Source organism: Citrobacter sp. Cu096 (assembly GCF_030332285.1).
Lineage (GTDB): Bacteria > Pseudomonadota > Gammaproteobacteria > Enterobacterales > Enterobacteriaceae > Citrobacter > Citrobacter meridianamericanus.
In genome coordinates, this window is the sequence record NZ_JAOWID010000030.1 from 250,653 (window position 1) to 270,006 (window position 19,354).

Annotated in this window: 22 protein-coding genes and 1 tRNA gene; 21 read left to right on the top strand and 2 right to left on the bottom strand. The window is 38.9% G+C overall.

Annotated elements, in window-relative coordinates:
- Positions 1-620 precede the first annotated feature (620 nt).
- From OGX99_RS15530 to OGX99_RS15630, 21 genes are all read left to right on the top strand, one after another.
- Positions 621-1,382 carry a response regulator gene (locus OGX99_RS15530; protein WP_151217515.1) on the top strand — a complete coding sequence of 254 codons (762 nt, stop codon included), beginning with the start codon at positions 621-623 and terminating at the stop codon, positions 1,380-1,382.
- Positions 1,383-1,438: 56 nt separating this feature from the next.
- A complete protein-coding gene (locus tag OGX99_RS15535) occupies positions 1,439-1,735 on the top strand; it encodes a PapB/FocB family fimbrial expression transcriptional regulator (protein ID WP_187253491.1) in 297 nt (98 codons plus the stop codon).
- Between the two features lie 421 nt (positions 1,736-2,156).
- Complete coding sequence (locus tag OGX99_RS15540) at positions 2,157-2,408, top strand: Flp family type IVb pilin (RefSeq protein ID WP_151217512.1); 252 nt, start codon at positions 2,157-2,159, stop codon at positions 2,406-2,408.
- A 96-nt stretch (positions 2,409-2,504) separates the two neighbouring features.
- Positions 2,505-3,389 (top strand): hypothetical protein, encoded by an 885-nt coding sequence (locus tag OGX99_RS15545; RefSeq protein WP_210904516.1) that lies wholly within the window; start codon positions 2,505-2,507, stop codon positions 3,387-3,389.
- A 47-nt stretch (positions 3,390-3,436) separates the two neighbouring features.
- Positions 3,437-4,867 carry a type II and III secretion system protein family protein gene (locus OGX99_RS15550; RefSeq protein WP_187253488.1) on the top strand — a complete coding sequence of 477 codons (1,431 nt, stop codon included), beginning with the start codon at positions 3,437-3,439 and terminating at the stop codon, positions 4,865-4,867.
- 11 nt (positions 4,868-4,878) lie between these two features.
- Positions 4,879-6,027, top strand: coding sequence for a CpaE/TadZ family protein (locus tag OGX99_RS15555; protein ID WP_151224788.1), 1,149 nt, complete (start codon positions 4,879-4,881; stop codon positions 6,025-6,027).
- A gap of 16 nt (positions 6,028-6,043) precedes the next feature.
- A complete protein-coding gene (locus tag OGX99_RS15560; protein WP_151224787.1) occupies positions 6,044-7,333 on the top strand; it encodes a TadA family conjugal transfer-associated ATPase in 1,290 nt (429 codons plus the stop codon).
- The gene (locus tag OGX99_RS15565) at positions 7,330-8,235 is read left to right on the top strand and encodes a type II secretion system F family protein (protein ID WP_187253485.1); all 906 of its coding nucleotides are present in this window, start codon (positions 7,330-7,332) and stop codon (positions 8,233-8,235) included. The genes OGX99_RS15560 and OGX99_RS15565 overlap by 4 nt, the downstream gene beginning before the upstream one ends.
- A gap of 19 nt (positions 8,236-8,254) precedes the next feature.
- Positions 8,255-9,097 carry a type II secretion system F family protein gene (locus tag OGX99_RS15570; protein WP_210904520.1) on the top strand — a complete coding sequence of 281 codons (843 nt, stop codon included), beginning with the start codon at positions 8,255-8,257 and terminating at the stop codon, positions 9,095-9,097.
- Entirely contained in the window at positions 9,085-10,296 is a 1,212-nt protein-coding gene (locus tag OGX99_RS15575) for a tetratricopeptide repeat protein (RefSeq protein WP_286544158.1), read from the top strand. Before OGX99_RS15570 ends, OGX99_RS15575 begins: the two co-directional genes overlap by 13 nt.
- A 40-nt stretch (positions 10,297-10,336) precedes the next feature.
- Entirely contained in the window at positions 10,337-10,699 is a 363-nt protein-coding gene (locus OGX99_RS15580; protein ID WP_151217495.1) for a hypothetical protein, read from the top strand.
- Between the two features lie 37 nt (positions 10,700-10,736).
- Positions 10,737-11,276, top strand: coding sequence for a GTP-binding protein (locus OGX99_RS15585; protein ID WP_151224782.1), 540 nt, complete (start codon positions 10,737-10,739; stop codon positions 11,274-11,276).
- Positions 11,277-11,278: 2 nt separating this feature from the next.
- Positions 11,279-11,830 carry a roadblock/LC7 domain-containing protein gene (locus OGX99_RS15590; protein WP_151224781.1) on the top strand — a complete coding sequence of 184 codons (552 nt, stop codon included), beginning with the start codon at positions 11,279-11,281 and terminating at the stop codon, positions 11,828-11,830.
- Between the two features lie 22 nt (positions 11,831-11,852).
- Complete coding sequence (locus OGX99_RS15595) at positions 11,853-12,311, top strand: hypothetical protein (protein ID WP_151219963.1); 459 nt, start codon at positions 11,853-11,855, stop codon at positions 12,309-12,311.
- Positions 12,308-12,733: an A24 family peptidase gene (locus tag OGX99_RS15600; RefSeq protein ID WP_151219962.1), complete on the top strand. Its 426-nt coding sequence runs from the start codon at positions 12,308-12,310 to the stop codon at positions 12,731-12,733. Before OGX99_RS15595 ends, OGX99_RS15600 begins: the two co-directional genes overlap by 4 nt.
- Before the next feature lie 10 nt (positions 12,734-12,743).
- Positions 12,744-13,226 (top strand): TadE/TadG family type IV pilus assembly protein, encoded by a 483-nt coding sequence (locus OGX99_RS15605; RefSeq protein WP_187258648.1) that lies wholly within the window; start codon positions 12,744-12,746, stop codon positions 13,224-13,226.
- The gene (tadF, locus tag OGX99_RS15610) at positions 13,201-13,830 is read left to right on the top strand and encodes a tight adherence pilus pseudopilin TadF (RefSeq protein WP_278237767.1); all 630 of its coding nucleotides are present in this window, start codon (positions 13,201-13,203) and stop codon (positions 13,828-13,830) included. Before OGX99_RS15605 ends, tadF begins: the two co-directional genes overlap by 26 nt.
- A gap of 17 nt (positions 13,831-13,847) precedes the next feature.
- Positions 13,848-15,686 carry a pilus assembly protein gene (locus OGX99_RS15615; protein WP_278237768.1) on the top strand — a complete coding sequence of 613 codons (1,839 nt, stop codon included), beginning with the start codon at positions 13,848-13,850 and terminating at the stop codon, positions 15,684-15,686.
- Between the two features lie 143 nt (positions 15,687-15,829).
- Entirely contained in the window at positions 15,830-16,567 is a 738-nt protein-coding gene (locus OGX99_RS15620; protein ID WP_187253479.1) for a CZB domain-containing protein, read from the top strand.
- 195 nt (positions 16,568-16,762) lie between these two features.
- The gene (locus OGX99_RS15625) at positions 16,763-17,461 is read left to right on the top strand and encodes a CZB domain-containing protein (protein ID WP_187258651.1); all 699 of its coding nucleotides are present in this window, start codon (positions 16,763-16,765) and stop codon (positions 17,459-17,461) included.
- Between the two features lie 168 nt (positions 17,462-17,629).
- Positions 17,630-18,100 (top strand): transglycosylase SLT domain-containing protein, encoded by a 471-nt coding sequence (locus tag OGX99_RS15630; protein WP_370608056.1) that lies wholly within the window; start codon positions 17,630-17,632, stop codon positions 18,098-18,100.
- Positions 18,101-18,144: 44 nt separating this feature from the next.
- Here the strand turns inward: OGX99_RS15630 and OGX99_RS15635 are convergent.
- Positions 18,145-18,216 (bottom strand) — tRNA-Arg (locus OGX99_RS15635).
- A gap of 75 nt (positions 18,217-18,291) precedes the next feature.
- Positions 18,292-19,233, bottom strand: a complete 942-nt coding sequence (locus OGX99_RS15640; RefSeq protein WP_151219955.1) for a formate/nitrite transporter family protein — start codon at positions 19,231-19,233, stop codon at positions 18,292-18,294.
- Positions 19,234-19,354: the final 121 nt, after the last annotated feature.

The window sequence follows — 19,354 nt, forward strand, 5'->3', positions numbered from 1 at the left end:
TGGCTACACGCTATGTAAGAGTCGAGGTGTGCGAACAGGCGACATCTATAGTGTACTGAGTCCGCTATCAACTCAAACCTTGCAGGGATCTCTGCAATTTTCTCTAGCTTGTAACAATTTTTTCCTTAATTTTAAGTATCTCATCGGATGACCTGGATGAAATCTCACTTCATTGAACGGCCATGCTGTTTGAAATTGTCTGAAAAAAGTCAAAGTTAAGACATTAACGAAATGTATGCGATTGCTAATACATAAGTTTGATTAATTAATCCTAAGCGTAATATCTTAAGCTTCGATTTACAGGAAGGGGAAGTACATAATTTAACTTGCTGTAATAATGGTTTTTTATTTATTTTATATAAATTATATAAAAATTGTAATTATTATTCTTAATTACATGAATTGTATGGCTTTTGACAAAAAACAAAAAAATAGAAACATCAATTATTTAAAGTTTTGTATTTGAGTGTATGACTAATGTTTTGTAGTATTGATTAGTTTTCAAGATCTTATCGATCGATTTTATTGATTTTTACCCATTAAGTATTTGTTTAAGAATATTTGTAACAAAGAACTGGCCTGTCAGTATTTTTGTACATGACAACAGGAGGTTGCCTGGGATGTGTGCTGAGAAAACATCAAAAGCTCTGCAACGTGCAATTGTTTATTCCACGGAGTGGGCAAAAACAATCGCATTGAAATATTTGTGCGGGCATTCTGCTTGCGGAAAAGAAATTTATGTAGAGACTACAGGAGATCTTAGAACTTTATTTTCTCGTTTAAGTACGAAAAGCACTGAAGTTCCCGATATTATTGTTCTGGATATCCCTGCCAGGGATTATGTCGGTCTGCTATGCCATATTCGTCGCTTGCATCCGGCATTGCCGGTGGTTATCACACAGTCACGAATATTATTCTCTGACCGGGCGGTAGCCTCTTGGTTTGGCAATATTTGGCTACGTGAATACGACAGCCTATTGGCGGGATATCCGGGGGCGTTGATCGGTTCTTGCATGACAGATCTGCAATTTGCGGGCACATATAGCTCCGCGGCCTGTTCGACAGAATGTCCGGGACGAATGAGTGATGCAATACTCCTTAATCACGTGGAACGATGGTTGTGCGGGCGTCTGACAGAAAGAATTGGTTCAGGGCTCTGCGCGCAGGTTGCAACTGAATGGTTGTCACGAGGGATCTCCGCACAAGAGGTGGGGAAGCGTCTGAACCGCAGCGACAAATTGGTATATCACTATCGCAGTCGGATTATACAAGAACTGAGAATTTCCGGTCATCCGCGGGACTTTATCGCCTCATTATCTTTGAAAGAGGGGCCGGTACCTTCAGACCGCCCGATGACATGCCAGATGAGAGTTGTCGCGTAGTCACCAGTAATTCATCAAAGAATGGGAAGCAGGGTTAGAAGATTATGGGGATGCTGATGCGTAATGAATATTATCAGAGGCGTTATTCCATTCCAGGTAATTTACAACCAGGGATGGTGGATATTCGTCATTTGCGATTGCTGATGGTGTTGTGCAGCATCAGTAATCCACGAATGGTGCTGGCGCTGGAAGAAGTACTGGTTAATGGGCTGTCGCGGCGGGAAGCATGTGAACGCAACGGTGTATCTCAGAGTCATTTGTCGGTGAAATACCGCAGGCTGCAGGACGTAAACCAGATTGTGTTACGAATTTACCCGTATGTACAGGATGAACTCGAATGCAGTTCGGGATAACAGGACAGAAGTCATTAATTTGATAGGGATGGCTGTATTAAAACTGTTAGTAAAGTTAAATTTTTATTTAGCCTCAGTTATTAAGTGTATTTAAAAGGCATTTTTGCCAGGGGCGATTGTACCTTTTATTCAGAAAGTAAGTTATTGGATTCTGTGAAATACAAAATCCGTGCGGTAGCTATGAAAAGAAAAAATGTTATAAAAATTCAGCAGGTAACTTACACGGCAATAGTGAGCAAAGGATACTTCTTAACCCAATATCAATCAAAAGCAGATGGCAAATCGCTTCGTTGTTAAAAAAAGGTTGTAGGGGAAAGCGGTAATGTAGGAAAGAGTCTCAGTTGCCTGAGACTGATTACAGTAAACGTCAGAAGGGCAAGCTCTTACTGGTTTTTTAAATTTCTTTCAAAGGAAGAAAAATATGTTAAATAATACCTTACTTAAGGCATATTGTGGTGCCGAAGTATACATAAAAAATAGCGTAAAAGACTTTTTCAAAAAAGAAGAAGGCGTAACCGCTGTTGAGTATGCAATTGTGGTGGCAGGTGTAGCTGCAGTGGTCCTGTTTATCTTCGGTTCAAGTGGACCTGTGCGGGAGATGTTAAACACTACGTTTACTACACTTCAGACAAAAATTACATCGATGATAAATGGTGGCGGAGCAACTCCGTAAAATTTTTGCATAAGTAGATTTTAAGAACACTGAGAATATTTGACTAAACTTTCTTTTTTAGAAAGGTTTTAATTATTTAAGTATTAAGGGATTAGAATGAAGCGGAAACTCGTCATTATCTATATTTTGATGATTTTAGTCGGTATTGTCGGTATTTTTATTTTCAGTAATAATGCGCCGGACACGGAGGTCCAGCCATTAACTCAAGCTAAGCCAGAAGAGCCAACGATTGAAGTTAAACGCGTCGAGGTTATTAAAGATTTAACTCGTGGTAAAATTTTAACCACTGACGATTATCGCATTAACGCGATAAGGAAAAAGGAAAGCGAAGTCACCGCTGCAGAGAAAAAAGCGATCGAAGGACTGGAAAATATCACTGGTTGGGCGTTGAAGTCGGATCTCAGTAAAGATACGATGATTACGCTTAATGATGTTGCCAAACCCGGTACGACAGAATACTTTGAGCTTTTCTTGTTGCCTGGAAATGTTGTCTATACATTTACCTTACAGAGTAATGAAAATTATCTTCTCGACAATGTGAAAACCGGAACTGGCGTAGATATCTATTTGATATATGGTCGAGAAATTAGTCGGGATATGAAGGAAAGTATCGTTTCACCTCCCACGTCCGTTACTGGTCGTAGCTTAAAAAAAGTTATTTCTAATAAACGTGTCCTTGCTATTAATAAAGCAAAACGAAAAGAGAAAGACGGCATTTATACGATTGCCGAAGGTAGTCAGGTAATCGTTGAGCTGAACAACGATGATGTGAAGATCCTGAAAGGGTTAGAAACAGGAACTAAATTAGTCTTATTCCCGGCGAGTGATAAAGATCAACAAGAACTGACACTGGATAATTTGTTGCTGTTACAAGAAAGTAATTGGGCTGATGATGCTCCTTACTTACCTGAAGGCAATTATCCTGCACCGGGCCTGAGCGATGGTCCTGCCCGAGATGGTGTAACTGAATTACGCGGATAAGCGCTTAATCGATGTGATAGTTCTGTAAATTGAAAAAGGATAATCTAATGCGTCTGACCACTTTTTTATGGCAAGTAAGTGTATTGTTCTCAACTGTCTTTATAAGTTCAATAAGCCTTGCAGAACAAATGTATATAAAGCCGGGCATGTCAAAGCAGATTAAAACCAGTGAGCCTATTAAAACTGTTTTTATTTCATCGCCCGAGATTGCTGACTATAAGGTTATCAGTAATAAGGCTGTGGTGTTGTATGGTAAAAAGGTAGGTACCGCTGAAATATCGGTATACGGCGCTAATTCGAAGGTTATTTATAACGTCAGTCTCGGTGTTGATCCATTATTACCGGAGCTTTCCCAGCGTATCAGACAGGAATATCCGGGTAGTAATGTTATCATTAAGCGTTTTAACGATAATGGTGGCAAGGCTTCTTATATCTTATCAGGTACTGCACCAAGTGAAGAAATCAAAGATGGTGTATATCAACTGGTTGGAAGTTTAGTCGGGACATCTGCAGAAGAGAAAAAAGTTGAGGCAGACGATACCAGTAGCAACGGTGTTGGTGGCAGTAATATGATGGTTAAAAGTGACAAGATTCCTTTTGCCAGCTACAAAACCTATGACAATATTATTAATCGTATCGAACTGCCATCATCGAATCAGGTCAACGTAAAATTGACTGTGGTAGAGGTGACAAAAGAATTTACCGATAACTTGGGGATCGAATGGAGTAGTTTAACTCTCGACAGCATGATGGGCGGGGGGACGACGGCAAACTCAGCAGGAACGTTCAATCTGTTAGGTTTCAAAAACGGGTTTGATGCCAGAAATATCAGTACTCTTATTAATGCAGTGCATAATGATAAAATTGCCAGAGTACTTGCACAACCAAACCTGACTGTTTTATCAGGAGAATCAGCTAACTTTCTCGTCGGTGGGGAAATTCCGATCCTGATGCAGGATCGTGATGCGACAACAGTCACTTACAAAGAATACGGTATTCGTCTTAACATTGCTGCTAAGGTTGAGAGAAAAAATAAAATTAAGCTTTTTATCTCTAACGAAGTTAGTAGCGTAACGGGTACATATGCTTACAATACCTACCAAATTCCAACGCTGAAAACGCGTAAATCGAATTCAACGATTGAATTAGGTGACGGGGATAGTTTTGCAATTGGTGGTTTGTTGAATGAATCCGATCTTGAAACTTTAACCAAAGTTCCTTTCATTGGTGACATCCCGGTTTTGGGTGCATTAGGTCGTCGTGCTGGAAGTGAGCGCAGCAAGACCGAATTAGTCGTATTTGCAACGGTTAATTTGGTGAAGCCTATGTCATCTGGTGAAAAAATAGCGTTACCTAAGTTTAATAAAACGTCATCAACCAGATTGTTCTTTAACACTGGTGTTGATGAAAAAACGCGCAGCGATCGATTAAATACGGATACCGCTCAGTTTCTTGATCAAGTTGGCTTTGCTAAATAAGGGGATTTAATATGAGACTGTTTAGCACAACAACGGATACAGAAACTAAAGAAGACAGTAATCGGGTGGTTCTTGACAGAAGCAAGGTGGTTTTAGTTTCACGGAATCAAAAGATCCAGCTCGATGTTAAAAATGTGCTGATGATGCACAATATAAGCAACATTGTGCAAAAGGAAGTTGCAGTTAATGAATATCTTGACGATCAGGATACCAAAGATGCAGGTTGGATGATCCTGGATATTGAAGATGAAAACGACATTAATGTGATTAATGAAGTAACGTCTTTGATTGTTCCTTATGATGTTTATTATGTACTGATCGGTAATACTGATTCCATTGCATTTGCCAAAACCTTAGAAAAAAGTGGCAGTAAATATCTTTACATCAATACGCAAGTTAATGAATTACCAAATGTTATCTTAAAATCGCAGGTACAAAGCGCCGATAAGTCGACGCTACGTATAAGTATTCTGGGATGTAAAGGGGGATGCGGTACCTCTACTATCAGCAACGAAGTTTTGATGTCACTGAATAATTTCACAACTGCGCCTTGTCTTTTGATTCAGGGGGCTACTGGTAGTAAAGATTTCGACTTAATCTCAGGTAATGAAATTGATGCTTCAGATAGTAAAGTGCAAAAAATCTCTGATAATCGCTCGATAAAAATGGAATCAGTAAATGAGACATTAAATTATAGCGACCCAGTATTCAATCACTTTAATATCGCTTTGTTTGACCATAACGCTTGTGCAATTTCCGCAGAAAATTTAGAGTTAATATTTAAAAATTCGAATACTATCGTTTTAGTTCTTGGCCGAAATTTTTCATCTTTCAGAACAGCCAAAAGAGTTCTGGATGAGTATGCAAGGTTTGAGCGACAAAAGAATGATGTTATAAAACGAAAAATCATCATTAGCATTAATGAGTATAATGTTGCTGATAACAAGCAAAAATTCTCTAATGAAGATATTGTGGATTATTTGGGTAAAGAGATTTGTACAATACTCCCCTATTATCAAAGTCGGAAAGAGAATGATATTTTCTCGCAGCGTGCGCTTCAATTATCGGCAGCGATCCTGGGACGTGAAAAAATAGAAATTAAACAAAATAAAAAAACATTTAATTTGTCCAGTATTATCAATCGATTTAGTAAAAAATAGAGGTTGTAGAGGCTAAATGGGACCTAATGAACTATCATCATTAAGAATATTTAGGGAAAATATTCTTAAGAAACTGGACCTGGATCGTATTGATGCGATAAAGGATGATAGAACAGCACTGGAAACAGAGATAAGTGATATTTTACAGCGGGTATCTGCTGAGATAGGTCAATATTTATCTACTCAACTTCGGCTGGAACTCATTAAACTCGTGGCTGATGAAATTTCTGGCTATGGACCATTACGAGATTTAATGGAAGATGATTCCGTTAGCGATATTCTCGTTAATGGACCAGAACAGATATTTGTCGAACGCAGCGGGCGACTGGAAAAGGTTGGTACGTTTTTTCTCAGCAACCAGCAGTTGACAGAGATTGCCCGGCGCCTGGTTTCTAAGGTTGGGCGTCGCGTTGATGACTCGCAGCCACTGGTTGATGCCCGTTTACCTGATGGTAGTCGTTTAAACGTTGTTATTGCGCCAATTACTCTTGATGGCACATCGATTTCAATTCGTAAATTTGGTAAAGGCAAAAAAACGTTAGGTGACTTAATTAACTATGGAAGTATGGATGAAATGATGGCCAACTTCCTGGTTATTGCTGCCAGTTGCAAAGTCAATATTATTATATCCGGCGGTACCGGTTCCGGAAAAACAACGTTGCTGAACGCATTATCGCAATATATTGGTGAAACAGAACGTATCATCACTCTGGAAGATGCGGCTGAACTCCGTCTGATTAAACCACATGTGGTACGTATGGAAACGCGTATGGCCGGCGCGGAGCAGCAGGGGATGATCCCAATGCGTTCACTGGTTATAAACTCGCTCCGTATGCGGCCCGACCGTATTATTGTCGGCGAATGTCGTGGTGAGGAGGCATTCGAGATGCTGCAGGCGATGAACACCGGTCACGATGGTTCAATGTCAACTCTACACGCCAACTCGCCGCGCGATGCCATAGCACGTCTGGAAAGTATGGTGATGATGGCAAGTGCGTCCTTGCCGTTGATGGCTATCAGGAGAAATATTTCATCGGCGATACATCTGATTATTCAGGTTTCACGTATGCCGGATGGCTCGCGAAAGGTTATGAATATATCTGAGGTAATGGGGATGGAGGGGGAAAATATTATTATCCAGGATATATTCACATTCGAAGCTTCATCTCAAAGAGATGCGAACGGTAGGATTCAGGGGGTTTATAAGTTTAATGGTCTTTTGAAACGATCTGTCGTTTACCGTCAGGGTGTTATCTATGGTATGACTGATGCCTTGAACGAATTATTTGGGAGTCAGATTCAATGACACTTTTTTTTATTATACTTGTAGTTCTTGGTACTGTGAATTTTCTGGCGGTGCTCATTTATTACAAAAAAGTAAAAAAACTGGATGGCGGTCAACAACGTTTCCATATTACCACCAAAAAAAATAGCTGGAATAGCCAGCTGTTTGAACGCTTAAAGCAAGCTATAACGGGGGACGTCAGAAGCGTAAAATCAACGTACCGTAACATGAAGCCAAAAGATGCTTTCTTGTTTATCGGGTTGTTTTTGGCAGGTGTTTATATTAACTTTGTTTATTTAAAGTTTAATATCATCATCGCGTCCTTACTCTTACTCATACTGCTGAATTATGTTCATTACAAATCAAGTCAAAAAAAACAAAGGGCATTATTTGAAATTGAATTTTCGGAGGCGCTGAATATCATCAATAGCTCTATTAGCTCTGGAAATTCAATAGTGGTAGGGATTACCCAGTGTGGTAATAAGTTAAGTGGTGAAGTAGTCGGCCCTGAGCTTAAGATTGTATCTCGCAGACTTAGTATTGGTGAGGATGTCAATACTGTGTTAATGGATTCATATGAACGTTTACCCTATCGTGAGTATTATTTCTTCATTCTCGCTGTAATGATAAACATTAATGGGGGAGGCCAGGTCAGGGAAGTAATGACTCGTTTAGCTAAACAGATATCGGATGCAAAAATTACCGACCGCAAGAAGCTGACGATGACGTCTGAAGCCAGAATGTCAGTAAAAGTATTGGCTATGATCCCTGTCGGTTTTATCTTTGTCCTGAATTTTTTAAGTCCTGAGAATTTTGATATATTAATAAATCATGAGTCAGGGAAATATATTTTGTATTATGCTGTTGGAAGCGTTTGTCTTGGACTTGCGATCATATGGAATATGATGAATAAAGCTGTTTAAAACTATGGAGACATAACAAATGTCCTTATATGTCCTGTATTTTTTTGTGGTATCTTTATTTTTTGCTTTTTTGTATTTGTTGACTAAAAACAAAAAAACAAAGAAAATTTCCTCTGTACTGGGAAGACAGGGTAATATCGTCGCCAAAAATGAAGAATTAGTTTCAAATATTGAAAAAATTTATCGTAAAACAAGTAAGACAGTGACTTTTTTTGATTTTTTAGATTCTAATATTTTTTTGAAATTCGGTATAGTGATTGCTTTTTCGTTACTTATTTTTATTCTCGGTGCGCTTGGTATACTTAAATATGATAAACAAACACAGGCTATAATTATTGGTGTGGCATTAGTATTAGTGATTCTTATTCCTCCAAGAATAAAGAATTATGTAATGAAAAAAAAGACAAAGAAAATAAATGTCGATTTACCTTATGTTATAGATATTATGTCTATCTGTGTTCAATCTGGAATGACCATAGAGAATGCTTTAATTTACATTTCGAAAAACATCCAATTTATTAATAGCGATATCGCAAGTTTATTAGAAAGAACTGCTATTAAAATTGAGGTGAGTGGCATAGTTAGTGCGCTTGACCAATTGTATGAGGAAGTTCCCAGCGCCGAGGTACGAATGTTTTGTACCACGTTGCAACAAAGTATCACTTATGGGGCATCAATCAGTACCGTGCTTGTTGAGTTATCTAAGGAGATGCGAGAGATGCAGCTTTTATCCGTTGAAGAAAAGGTTGCTAGTTTATCCGCTAAAATGGCGGCTCCGATGATTTTATTTATTATGTTTCCGATACTTGCGATCGTAGCAGGTCCCGGATTTATCAGGATGATGGCAATATGGGGAAGTTAAGCGCTTTAGTAATTTCTTTGTTACTTGTAGGGTGTAGTTCACAAACCAACCTTGATAATAAAGAACGAGAATTTATCTTAACAAAAGTTAATAACTATAAAGGACTTATCGCATTTTATCGCGAACAGCTTAGCAAGAATGACACACCTGAAGTTCGACTTAAACTCTGTGAAGTTTATAACAAAATTGAAGATTATGAATCCTCGCAGAATTGTCTTAAAGAGTTGGTAAGTTCTTCTCCTACGGATGAGTCTTTGCTATTGTCGGCACAAAATAATAGCACTCTTGGCCATGATGAGATCGCATTAAGGCAAATAGATGAAGCGATAAAAATAAATCCTAAAATGGGAGAGGCTTATAACCTCAAAGGTGTAATCCTTGCACATTTAGGCGATTTAGAAAACGCGAAGGAAAGTTTTGAAAAAGCAAGAAATTTGTTTGTTGCTGAGGATATTGTAAATAATAACCTGGCAATGATCGCTATTGTAGAAAAGGATTACAATCTCGCGAGATCTTATTTAATGCCCCTATATTCCAGAGGTTATAATTCGCCAAAAATTGTTCATAATCTGATTTTTACACTTGTTAAGCTTAACGACTATAGCACAGCAGATATGCTAATCCGGCAAAATAATCTGGAGGGCTCATCTCAACGCTTAATTGCCGATCTTGATGGTATTATGACTACGATTCCTGAACGCAAGTCGCCAGACGTCGGTGTGAAAGTTTCAGCTCAAGGTGTTATCGAACAACCAAAAAAGAATAATTCAAGTTTGTTGAATGCGAGCGAAGATAACACTAAGACGCTAACTGAAAATAAAAATATTGCTCCACGAGAAGTTGCCGTATCACCAGATGGCCCTGGTCAGGTGGAGAATATTGTGATAGGTGAACATGGTAAATTTGTTCGTCTGGTGTTTATTTCATCTTCCTTTATTAAGGGAGAGAAAGTAACTGGTGGGCGTGATAATCATGTTGAGTTTGTTTTGAAAAATATAAGAACAAACAAAAAAATGGCCGATTTAACTCGTAATATTAAAAAATACACTAAGTCATTAAATGATGTTTCAATACAGCAGCGCGGTGACGACTTATATCTGACATTTAATGCCAAGCGCGTCGTGAAACAGGTTAGGGCTTATATTTCACCAAAATCATCCATATCTAGTAATCGATTAGTATTAGATATTATTTTCTAAGCCTTATTGAGGCGTAGTTAAACCAAAGTAGGAGTTGTTTATGAGTAAGTTAAGTGATTCACTTGAAAATCTAATGGAACTTGATGGCGCAGTTTGCGCTGCCGTAGTTGATACGCGTAATGGAATGATCTTAGGTCATGTGGGCACAGGTATTGATATTGAGATCGCAGCAGCAGGCAATACCGATGTGTTGAAGGCGAAGCTCAAAACAATCAAACTCCTTGGTTTGAATGAAACGATTGAGGATATTCTTATTACGCTGGAAAAACAATACCACATTTTGCGTCCTTTACAGAAAGTTGAATCTGTATTTATTTATCTTGTGTTAGACAAACGCGAAAGTAACCTGGCATTAGCACGTCGTAAGGTTATGGATGTTGAATCTTCTGTAGAATCAATTTAATACTCGCTTCACGTACCCTATACTGAATATAAAAGATATGGATGATTATAAAGTTTTATTTATAGGCCGTAGTGGTTCGGCAAAAACAACGGCCATAAATTCTGCAAGCCAGATTAATGTCGTTTCAACGGATGTGGCCATGTCATTTATGGCCTCTGACGAAAAAAAAGAAACGACAGTGGGCCTGGATTATGGGGATCTACTTGTGGAAGATCGTGCTGGTCAGTGCCGATTGCGTTTATATGGTGTTCCTGGGCAATCCAGATTCTCCTTTTCATGGGAAATTCTACAGCAAGGTTGCTCTGGTCTTATTTTAATGATAGATGCAACTGATAAATTCGCTATTGAGGATATTCATTATTATACAACCGCTACGAGTTCTGACTGTGAGCGGATTATGCTTCCTACAGTTATTGCTGTTGTAAAAAGTGATTTGCTGAATCTTGAGGCATTATCGAAATTAAAAGAGGCTATCCAAAAGGAAAATATTTTGTCCCCAATACTCTGGATAGATGCCAGAAATAAAGATGCCGTTGTATCAGTATTAAGTGTGTTATTAAAGCAAATCAGGAGGTAGTTATGAAGAATGGACTTCCTTTTCCATTGAAGTTTACAGTTAGCTCAGATAAGGATAAAAGTGCAAGTGTAGAAGGCCATCCTGAGCAAATAATAGAGCCTGAGGTCGTTCTTCAACCTCTTGATGAAAAGCAAGAGAAGATAAGTGATAACGACAAAAGTTTTGTAGATTCTGCTCTTAAAGAACAGATTGATAAGACATTGAATAATTATGTAAGTAAATTCCCAGATATACAGAACCTCGTGCTTTCAACAGTAGATGGTTTTGAAATATCTTCTGTGCTTGATCAGGGCGGTGAAGAGATTATTCGAAAAGTCTCAGCTATGTCGAGTTCTCTGCAATCTATAGGTTCAGCAATATTAAGAGAGATTGGTGCCCCAGGATATCAGTATCTATATCTGAATAATGGTAAACGCTCAGTATTTATCTATCTTATCTCTGGTAATCAACTGGATGTTGTTCTGATGGCCGTTTCAGGTGAGATTGATTCTTTGGGCCAGGCTCTTTGGATGATGCAAAAATTAGTTGATGAAGTTAAAGAGTTGATTCAATAACGGATAGTTAAGGATTTAATAAATGAATAGTGTATTAGTTTTCAGGCTCTCAATGGAATTAGTCGCCGCAGATATTATCTCCGAATATATTCCGTTAAAACCTGTGCTTGATAATCGTAATGAATTAATTCAGGACCAAATACAGACTTATATTTCTTTAGTTTCTGATAATCTAAGCACATGGCAGAAAATAGGAACTCAAAAGGGATATACTACAGCACAAACTGACCAATTGATTGAGTTTGCATTTTTATTAGTAAAGTCTGATATTGCATCAAACTTTATTGGTCATTCGCCTGTTCTTTGCGATCGTATGACTATGATTGTTGAGTCTGTTATAAAATACATGAATATACTCAATATACCGATGTCGACCTCGTTTGATGAACTTCCTGAAAAATCTGTATCTATTATTATGGAAAAGCCAAAAGTTATGGGGAGAAAAAATGTTAAAAGATTTCCCCGTAAAGGTAGGAAATGATGGTGATTACAGGCATTGGATATTCAATCATTATATGCACAATACTGTATGGTATTTATACTGATATCAAGGTCAGGAAAATATATAACAGCGTGCCGTTGATTATCATTGCTGTTAGTCTATTTTTGAATGTGTTTTCAGATATTAATGTATCTTATGTATCAGCATCTCTAATTCTGATAGTTGGATTTGTCTTAAGTGTGTTTAATATATGGGGGGCAGGTGATGCAAAACTATGTTTTGCTTTATCACTATCAATTCCCGGGGTGAATTTACCTGCATTCCTCTTATTGACCTCTGTTATTGGTGGAGTGATGGCTATCCTGATGCTAATTACTCCGCGCTTGTACGGAAAATATAAAACGCTACCTTATGGCATAGCAATAGGTTGTGGCTACTTCATGAACTTATTAACCTTTTAAGGAGGCTTGATTGCACACCTTAATGCGCATGATAAAAAAAATTAAAGGTGAAGACGGCGCGATCGCCGTTGAACTGTCATTAGTCATTATTCCATTCCTTGTGTCTATATTATTTATCATAGAGTTGTGTCGTGTTATGTATTTGACATCGGCTTTAGATGTAGTGCTTGCTGAATCTGGACGATATATCTCGTTGGATAGTACTGTAACTAATCATTCAGAAGCATTCGAACAAAATATAAAAACAAGTGCACGCAATTGGCCTTTGCTCTACAGTGGAAGCGAAATATCCGTAACCGTTAAGCATTGTAAAAATATACCTGACTTGCTAAGTGATAGTTGTATTACGGGGGCGACTACTACAGACCATTTTTTGTCAGTATATTCATTTAAATATAATTATCATCCCGTTTTCTTTTTTTTTGGCACTGGTTTTTTCTCATCAATATTTGAACGGAATATAGTTTATGTACAAGAGCCCAACAGAGTATAAGCGTTTTTTTTGGCAGAAGAGCCAGGCAAGCGCCACAGTTGAGTTTGCTTTTGTATTTCCCATCATCGTTTTACTGGGTCTTATGCTGATTGATTTTACTTTTCATTTCTCAGCTGAAAGTAAACTTGCCAGATTAAGTAATTCTATGTCATCCATGTTGAGAGAACGCAGTACGTTATATGCCAATAACCTTGTTGTTGAGTCTGAAGATGTGAAAAATATTCAAAAAACGGTGGACTTATTACTTGGTTCCGATGCTTTAAAGGGCACTGTCAGCGTCAGGGTGCAAACGGTTCATTTCTCTGATACCTCCACAAAAACGGGCAAAATTTTAGATGCCACGAAGTCGAGAGATATTTATGAGGCTGCCAATAGTGGCGCGGTGGCGCAACAAAATTGTAAAGGGGCATTTGATATTAATAGTGCTGAGGTTTACAAGATGTCACCGTGGATGCAGGAAACTGAAGATAAAGGAAAGTGGGCCCCGCTATATCAGGTCACATTATGTACAAAAGGAAGAAATAGTCTGTTTTTGAATGCGTTGTCCAGTACTGGCATTATTGCAGACACTATTTCAGTTAGTAACATTGTTATTCCAAGATAAGCATACAGGTGATAGTGATGAAAATGTATAATAAGTTTCATATTCGCCGCTTTATCCGGGGTGGTAACGCAGGTGTCTCAATAATGTTTGCTATCATTCTTCCTGTGCTGATTGCAACTTTTTCCTTAGGCATTGATGGTTCACGCTTTTTGATTAAAAGAGCACGTCTTGCAGATGCCTTATCTCAGGGAAGTTTTGCGGTAGCTTCCACAAATTCCAACCTCACCACTGAACCTGAAAAAATTGAAGGTAAAGAATTGGTGAAAAGTTATATTAATTATTATATTCCGAGCAAAGAACTCGACGAATCAACGCTTGCTGTCTCAGCTAATATTGATGTTGATCCGGATGATTCAACAAAAGTTAACTCTATTGAATATGTGGCTACTGCAAAAATAATTGCACACCCCATCATTGATGGAATCAGCAGGGCATTGCCTGGATTTAATAAAGATGTACCTATCATTGCTGATGAAAACAATGGCATTGTGCGTAAAACAATCGGTGAGGTAAATATTGAGAGCGATATCGCTTTCGCAGTCGATTTTTCTGGTTCTATGCTTGGACGGACACCCGATGGAAAGTTACGAATTCAGGTTTTACGGGACGTAGTTAATGATTTGTCATCCCAAATTGCTAATGAAAAGTCAAAGTCAAAAATTGCTATTGTTCCCTTTGATATTGGGATACCGGTCAAACTGGAAGAAAAAAATGAGGCTGGCGGTGATCGTATAGGATGTGCTACCCCCTATAAGTTTAAAAACAAGTATGATATTGATCATGCTTTCTGGGCTAATAAAAAAACAGACTGGACTTCTTCTGGGAATAATACATCTGGTCCAGATCGAGAAGACGTTATCAGAAGCTATCTTGATCTTAAACGTTATGAATATTATTCTAATTATATCAATGCAGCAGGAGTCAATTACAAAAAATTTTGCGCATCTAACACATCATATGATAGTTCTGTATCCTCAGGGAAACTACACTCTAATCCATTATCTTGTGAAGCTATTAAAGAAGTAAGTGCTGTCTCATCATCTAATTATATTGAAATACAAAATTATAGTCAGATAATGCAAGACTATTTCCATCCTTTGATAAATGATATGAAAAGTCAATCTTTTGCCAATGATACAACTATTGATTACGCTGGTACTGTAGATGAGTCTTTTTTATTCGATGAGAAAATGGATAATAAATTTGAGAGACCTTTTGCCAGTTTTGACATGGGTAATCCCTTTAAACAAATATGCTTGACGGGATTTAATTTTGCAGGCGTAATTCCTGCATGGGGGCCAGATAAAAGTATCCCTCAAGGGTACCCCTATGGGCGTCCGGATAATTATTATTCTAGATACTTAAGTGAAGTGAGACAAAATGCATATGTTATAGGGTTATCATCTGATAAATCAGAGATTGATAAGTTTCAGTCAATGTGGCCAATGGATGGTGCTGGTACAGATATAGTTGCTGGACTGCTTTATTCTGCCCGAGAGGTGGCTAAGGGAGAAAACCCGCGGAAAATTATAATTGTTGTAACAGATGGTGAGGAATATGGTGAGCAGCAAACTGTTGCCTTTAAATTTCGAACGCCTGCAGTATGCCAAAAAATAATGGATGGTGTAAAAAACAACTCAAAAAATACTAAAGAAGTTAAAATCTATTTTGTCTCAATTGTAAATGACTTTCAAACTAGTTCAATAATATATGATTGGAAGAAGAACTGCGTTGGAGAAGATGGCGCCTTTGTTGCTACTGACTACTCTGCTCTGAAGGATGCGATAACCAGTATATTTAGTAATGAACCGGGTGGTTTAAAATTCATCAATAAATCAGACATGATCGTGCCTTAATAATTTAAGCGGCATCTTTTGTTTATGGGTATATAAATTGAGGGCTGCTTACGGCAATTATAATGATTTTAAAATTTTTGAGTCGAATATTTATCAAACAAGAAATTGCATCATCAAAAAGTGTTATAAAGGAGCCTGAATTTATGAACAAATTTGACAATGTTTTAGAACAATTGCGCCCTGATAGTTCAGTTAGTTATGTTGCATTTGTTGATATGAATAGTGGGATGAAACTGGCTTCTGTCGGTTTATTAAAAGATGGTGATGCGCTTATCGACTGTTCTATACGGGTGATGCGAGCAGAGCTTAAGACAATCAAACTATTAGAAGTTAACGATGATGTGCTGGATATACTCATTACGACTGATGACGAATATCAACTGTTGTATCCTTGCCGAGGGATGAAAGATATCTTCATTTACCTGGTAGCAAGCCGTGAGCGTGCAAATCTTGCTTTGCTTAAACGTAATATCTCTGATGTTGAGGCTAACCTAATCTCCATAATGTATACAGATGGCGACATTCAAAATCATGGTTTTAATGTTAAGTCGGCATTGGATGCGCATTGTCGCTGGCGTGATAAGTTAATTGCAATAATCAATGGCACCGATACTGTTACCAATCTTAATGAACTTGGGATGGATGATAGGTGTGAGTTAGGACAGTGGCTGCATACAGTTGGTCAAAACCAATATGGCAGTATGTCTGAATTTCAGGAACTAATGAAATTGCATCATGATTTCCATCGTTGTGTGCAGGAAGTTGTTGATATGTATATCGCTGAAGGTGTTGACGCTGCGAAATGCGAGTTGACGGGGAATTTCCAGAAGAGGTCTGCACTTGTACAGGAACAAATCGTCCATTTCTTTGACAGTATTTAATACTGTTGATTGAGTTAAGGGCGTTGTTCGCAGCGCCTGTTATTTCTTTGAAATGGTAATCAGATTTTAACGTCCGATTTGTTACTTGCATGATACATGCTGTACAAATAAATTTATTGTAATTTTTTAAAGGGATTTATTATCCAGTTTCTGGTAGTGAAAAGGCTTTCAGTGAAGTATATGAAGGATTTTTCCATGTTTACATCTGAACTACGTGACATTGTCCTCGATCATATTCGCTCCAGTGCTGTAACAAAATTTGCCCATGTGCATTATACATCGGAGAAGAGTTTTCGCTTACGCGAAAGTATGTTGCATTCGGCATCGCACTGTAGGGAAGAATCTCAGTCACTTACTCTTGTCTTAAACCGTCAGTATCGCCTTGTTAATCATCTTGCCAAAGATACCCAGCAAGATAATTACAAAACTGAACATAGCCAGTTATTGAAGCTGGCACGTGAGCAGTACCAACAAACGGGTTTTACTCAGGAGAATCTAAGTCGTGTTGCGTCGGGATTGGCTCTTGCGGCGGACAAGTTATTATTTGCACTTCTTAAAGTACAGCACTATCAATGGCGTGACAGGTTGTATATCGCTTTGTTGACAGAGCAACATAATAATATTGTTTCTGATGAGCGAGAGTGCACCTTAGGGCTATGGATACATGGCGAAGGTCTCCGTCGTTTTCGTACGTTGCCTGGTTTTCGGGAGCTTGACGCCTGTCATCACCTTGTTCATGAGACCAGTAATAATCTTTTCAGACGCAAGCTTAAAACGTTTACCCCTGAAGAACTGAAACGAGTATTGCATGATGTAGAAGAGGCTAGCCAACAACTCATTACTGCGCTGGATCGCCTTGATGAATGCACAAGTTTATTGTATCCACAGCCATAACGTTTGCCTTACGTTAACTTTCGGCCAATTGAACTGAGTTTAATAAATTTACCGCAGAGTTCGATTATAAATTATTGTGACCTCCAATATGTAACGTCAATATGTTCAAGGAGTTATCGTGCTTAGCAGCTCTAATCTAAGTCAATTTGCTAGTAAAAAGGAGTAAAAATGAGCCGTGGTTTTTCAGGGATGATAATAACTTTTTTTATAGGTTCGCTGCTGATTTCTCTCCCTGCTTTGTCTCGGGATTGTTTTGATCGTGCTGGTAGGTATTATCGAATAGATCCCGATTTATTACGTGCTATTGCTTTCAGGGAGTCCTCCTGGCGGGGCAAAGCCATGAATATTGTATCATCAACCGAGTATGCGGTAGGAATGATGCAAATTCACTCACAAAATTTCTCTCATTTAGCAACGTTTGGTATTACACCTCAAAAACTCTATCATAACAGTTGTTTAAATATTTATACGGGTGCTTACTATCTTTCCATAGCTTTCAAACGCTGGGGATACTCATGGCAGGCTGTAGGCGCTTATAATGCTGGCTTCAAAATTAATGAGCAACAAAACTTAAAGAGAAAACAATACGCTTTAAGCGTGCAAAGTATATACAAAAAGCTTAAGCAAAGACGTCATTAAGAGATACTTTGCTGTGTCATAGAAACCGACAAGTTAGTGATAAGTGTCCCCTGCAGGAATCGAACCTGCAACTAGCCCTTAGGAGGGGCTCGTTATATCCATTTAACTAAGGGGACGAAGCGGCACGAGTATAGCGTTTTTTACCCACGACGGTAAGCCTCGGGCCGCCCAACTGCTCAAACAGTCACCATTCAGGCCTGTTTTTTTGGGTTTTTCTGCTCTTGCTCATCCCGCTTTGCTTGCAATCTGGCTTCTTCCTTGCGCTTGTTGCTCATATCATTACGGATCTGTGCGTGGCTCATCAGCGCGAAGATAAACGTCCCGCCGCAGATATTCCCTGCGAGTGTGGGTAGCGCAAAGGGCCAGAGGAAATCACTCCAGTGCAGCGTGCCGTTAAAGACCAGATAGAGAATTTCCACTGAGCCGACGACGATGTGCGTGGTGTCCCCCAGCGCAATCAGCCAGGTCATTAGAATAATAACCACAATTTTTGCTGCACCTGCGGCGGGAAACATCCATACCATCGTGGCAATCAACCAGCCAGAAATGATGGCGTTGGAAAACATCTCCATCGGCGTATTTTTCATCACATCCATGCCGATTTTGACAAAAGCATCGCGAGTCTCTTCATCAAAAATCGGCATATGTTCAAACGCCCATGCAGCGACCCCGGTGCCAATGATATTACCCAGCAGCACCACGCTCCACAGGCGCATCAACAGACCAAAATTTCCAAGGGTAGGGTTTTGCATAACCGGGAGCACGGCGGTGACGGTATTTTCGGTAAAGAGCTGTTGGCGGGCCATGATGACAATAATAAAGCCGAAGGTATAACCAAGATTTTCCAGTAAAAATCCTCCAGGCACACCTTCAAGCTGCACATGAAAAATCCCCTTAGCCAGTAGCGAGGCTCCCATTGACAGTCCGGCAGCGATGGCTGACCACAGTAGAGCCATTGCGTCGCGTTCCATCTCTTTCTCCCCATCCTGGCGGATATGTTCATGGATCGCCATGGCGCGGGAGGGGAGTCGGTCCTCATCGACCTCAATCTTTTTACCTTCTAACTTTTCATCACTTTCGACCTGAAGTTCGTCGCTGTGTCGATCAATTTTTTCTTTTTCAATGTCATTCATAACCGAATCCTGAATTAGCACGTATTGCTAAAGCGTAGCGGCTTTTATGCGAAAATCAGCGGGAGAAAGTCTGAGATAGCAAAAATGGTAACGTTTGTTTTTATCGGCTTAGTTAAAATAG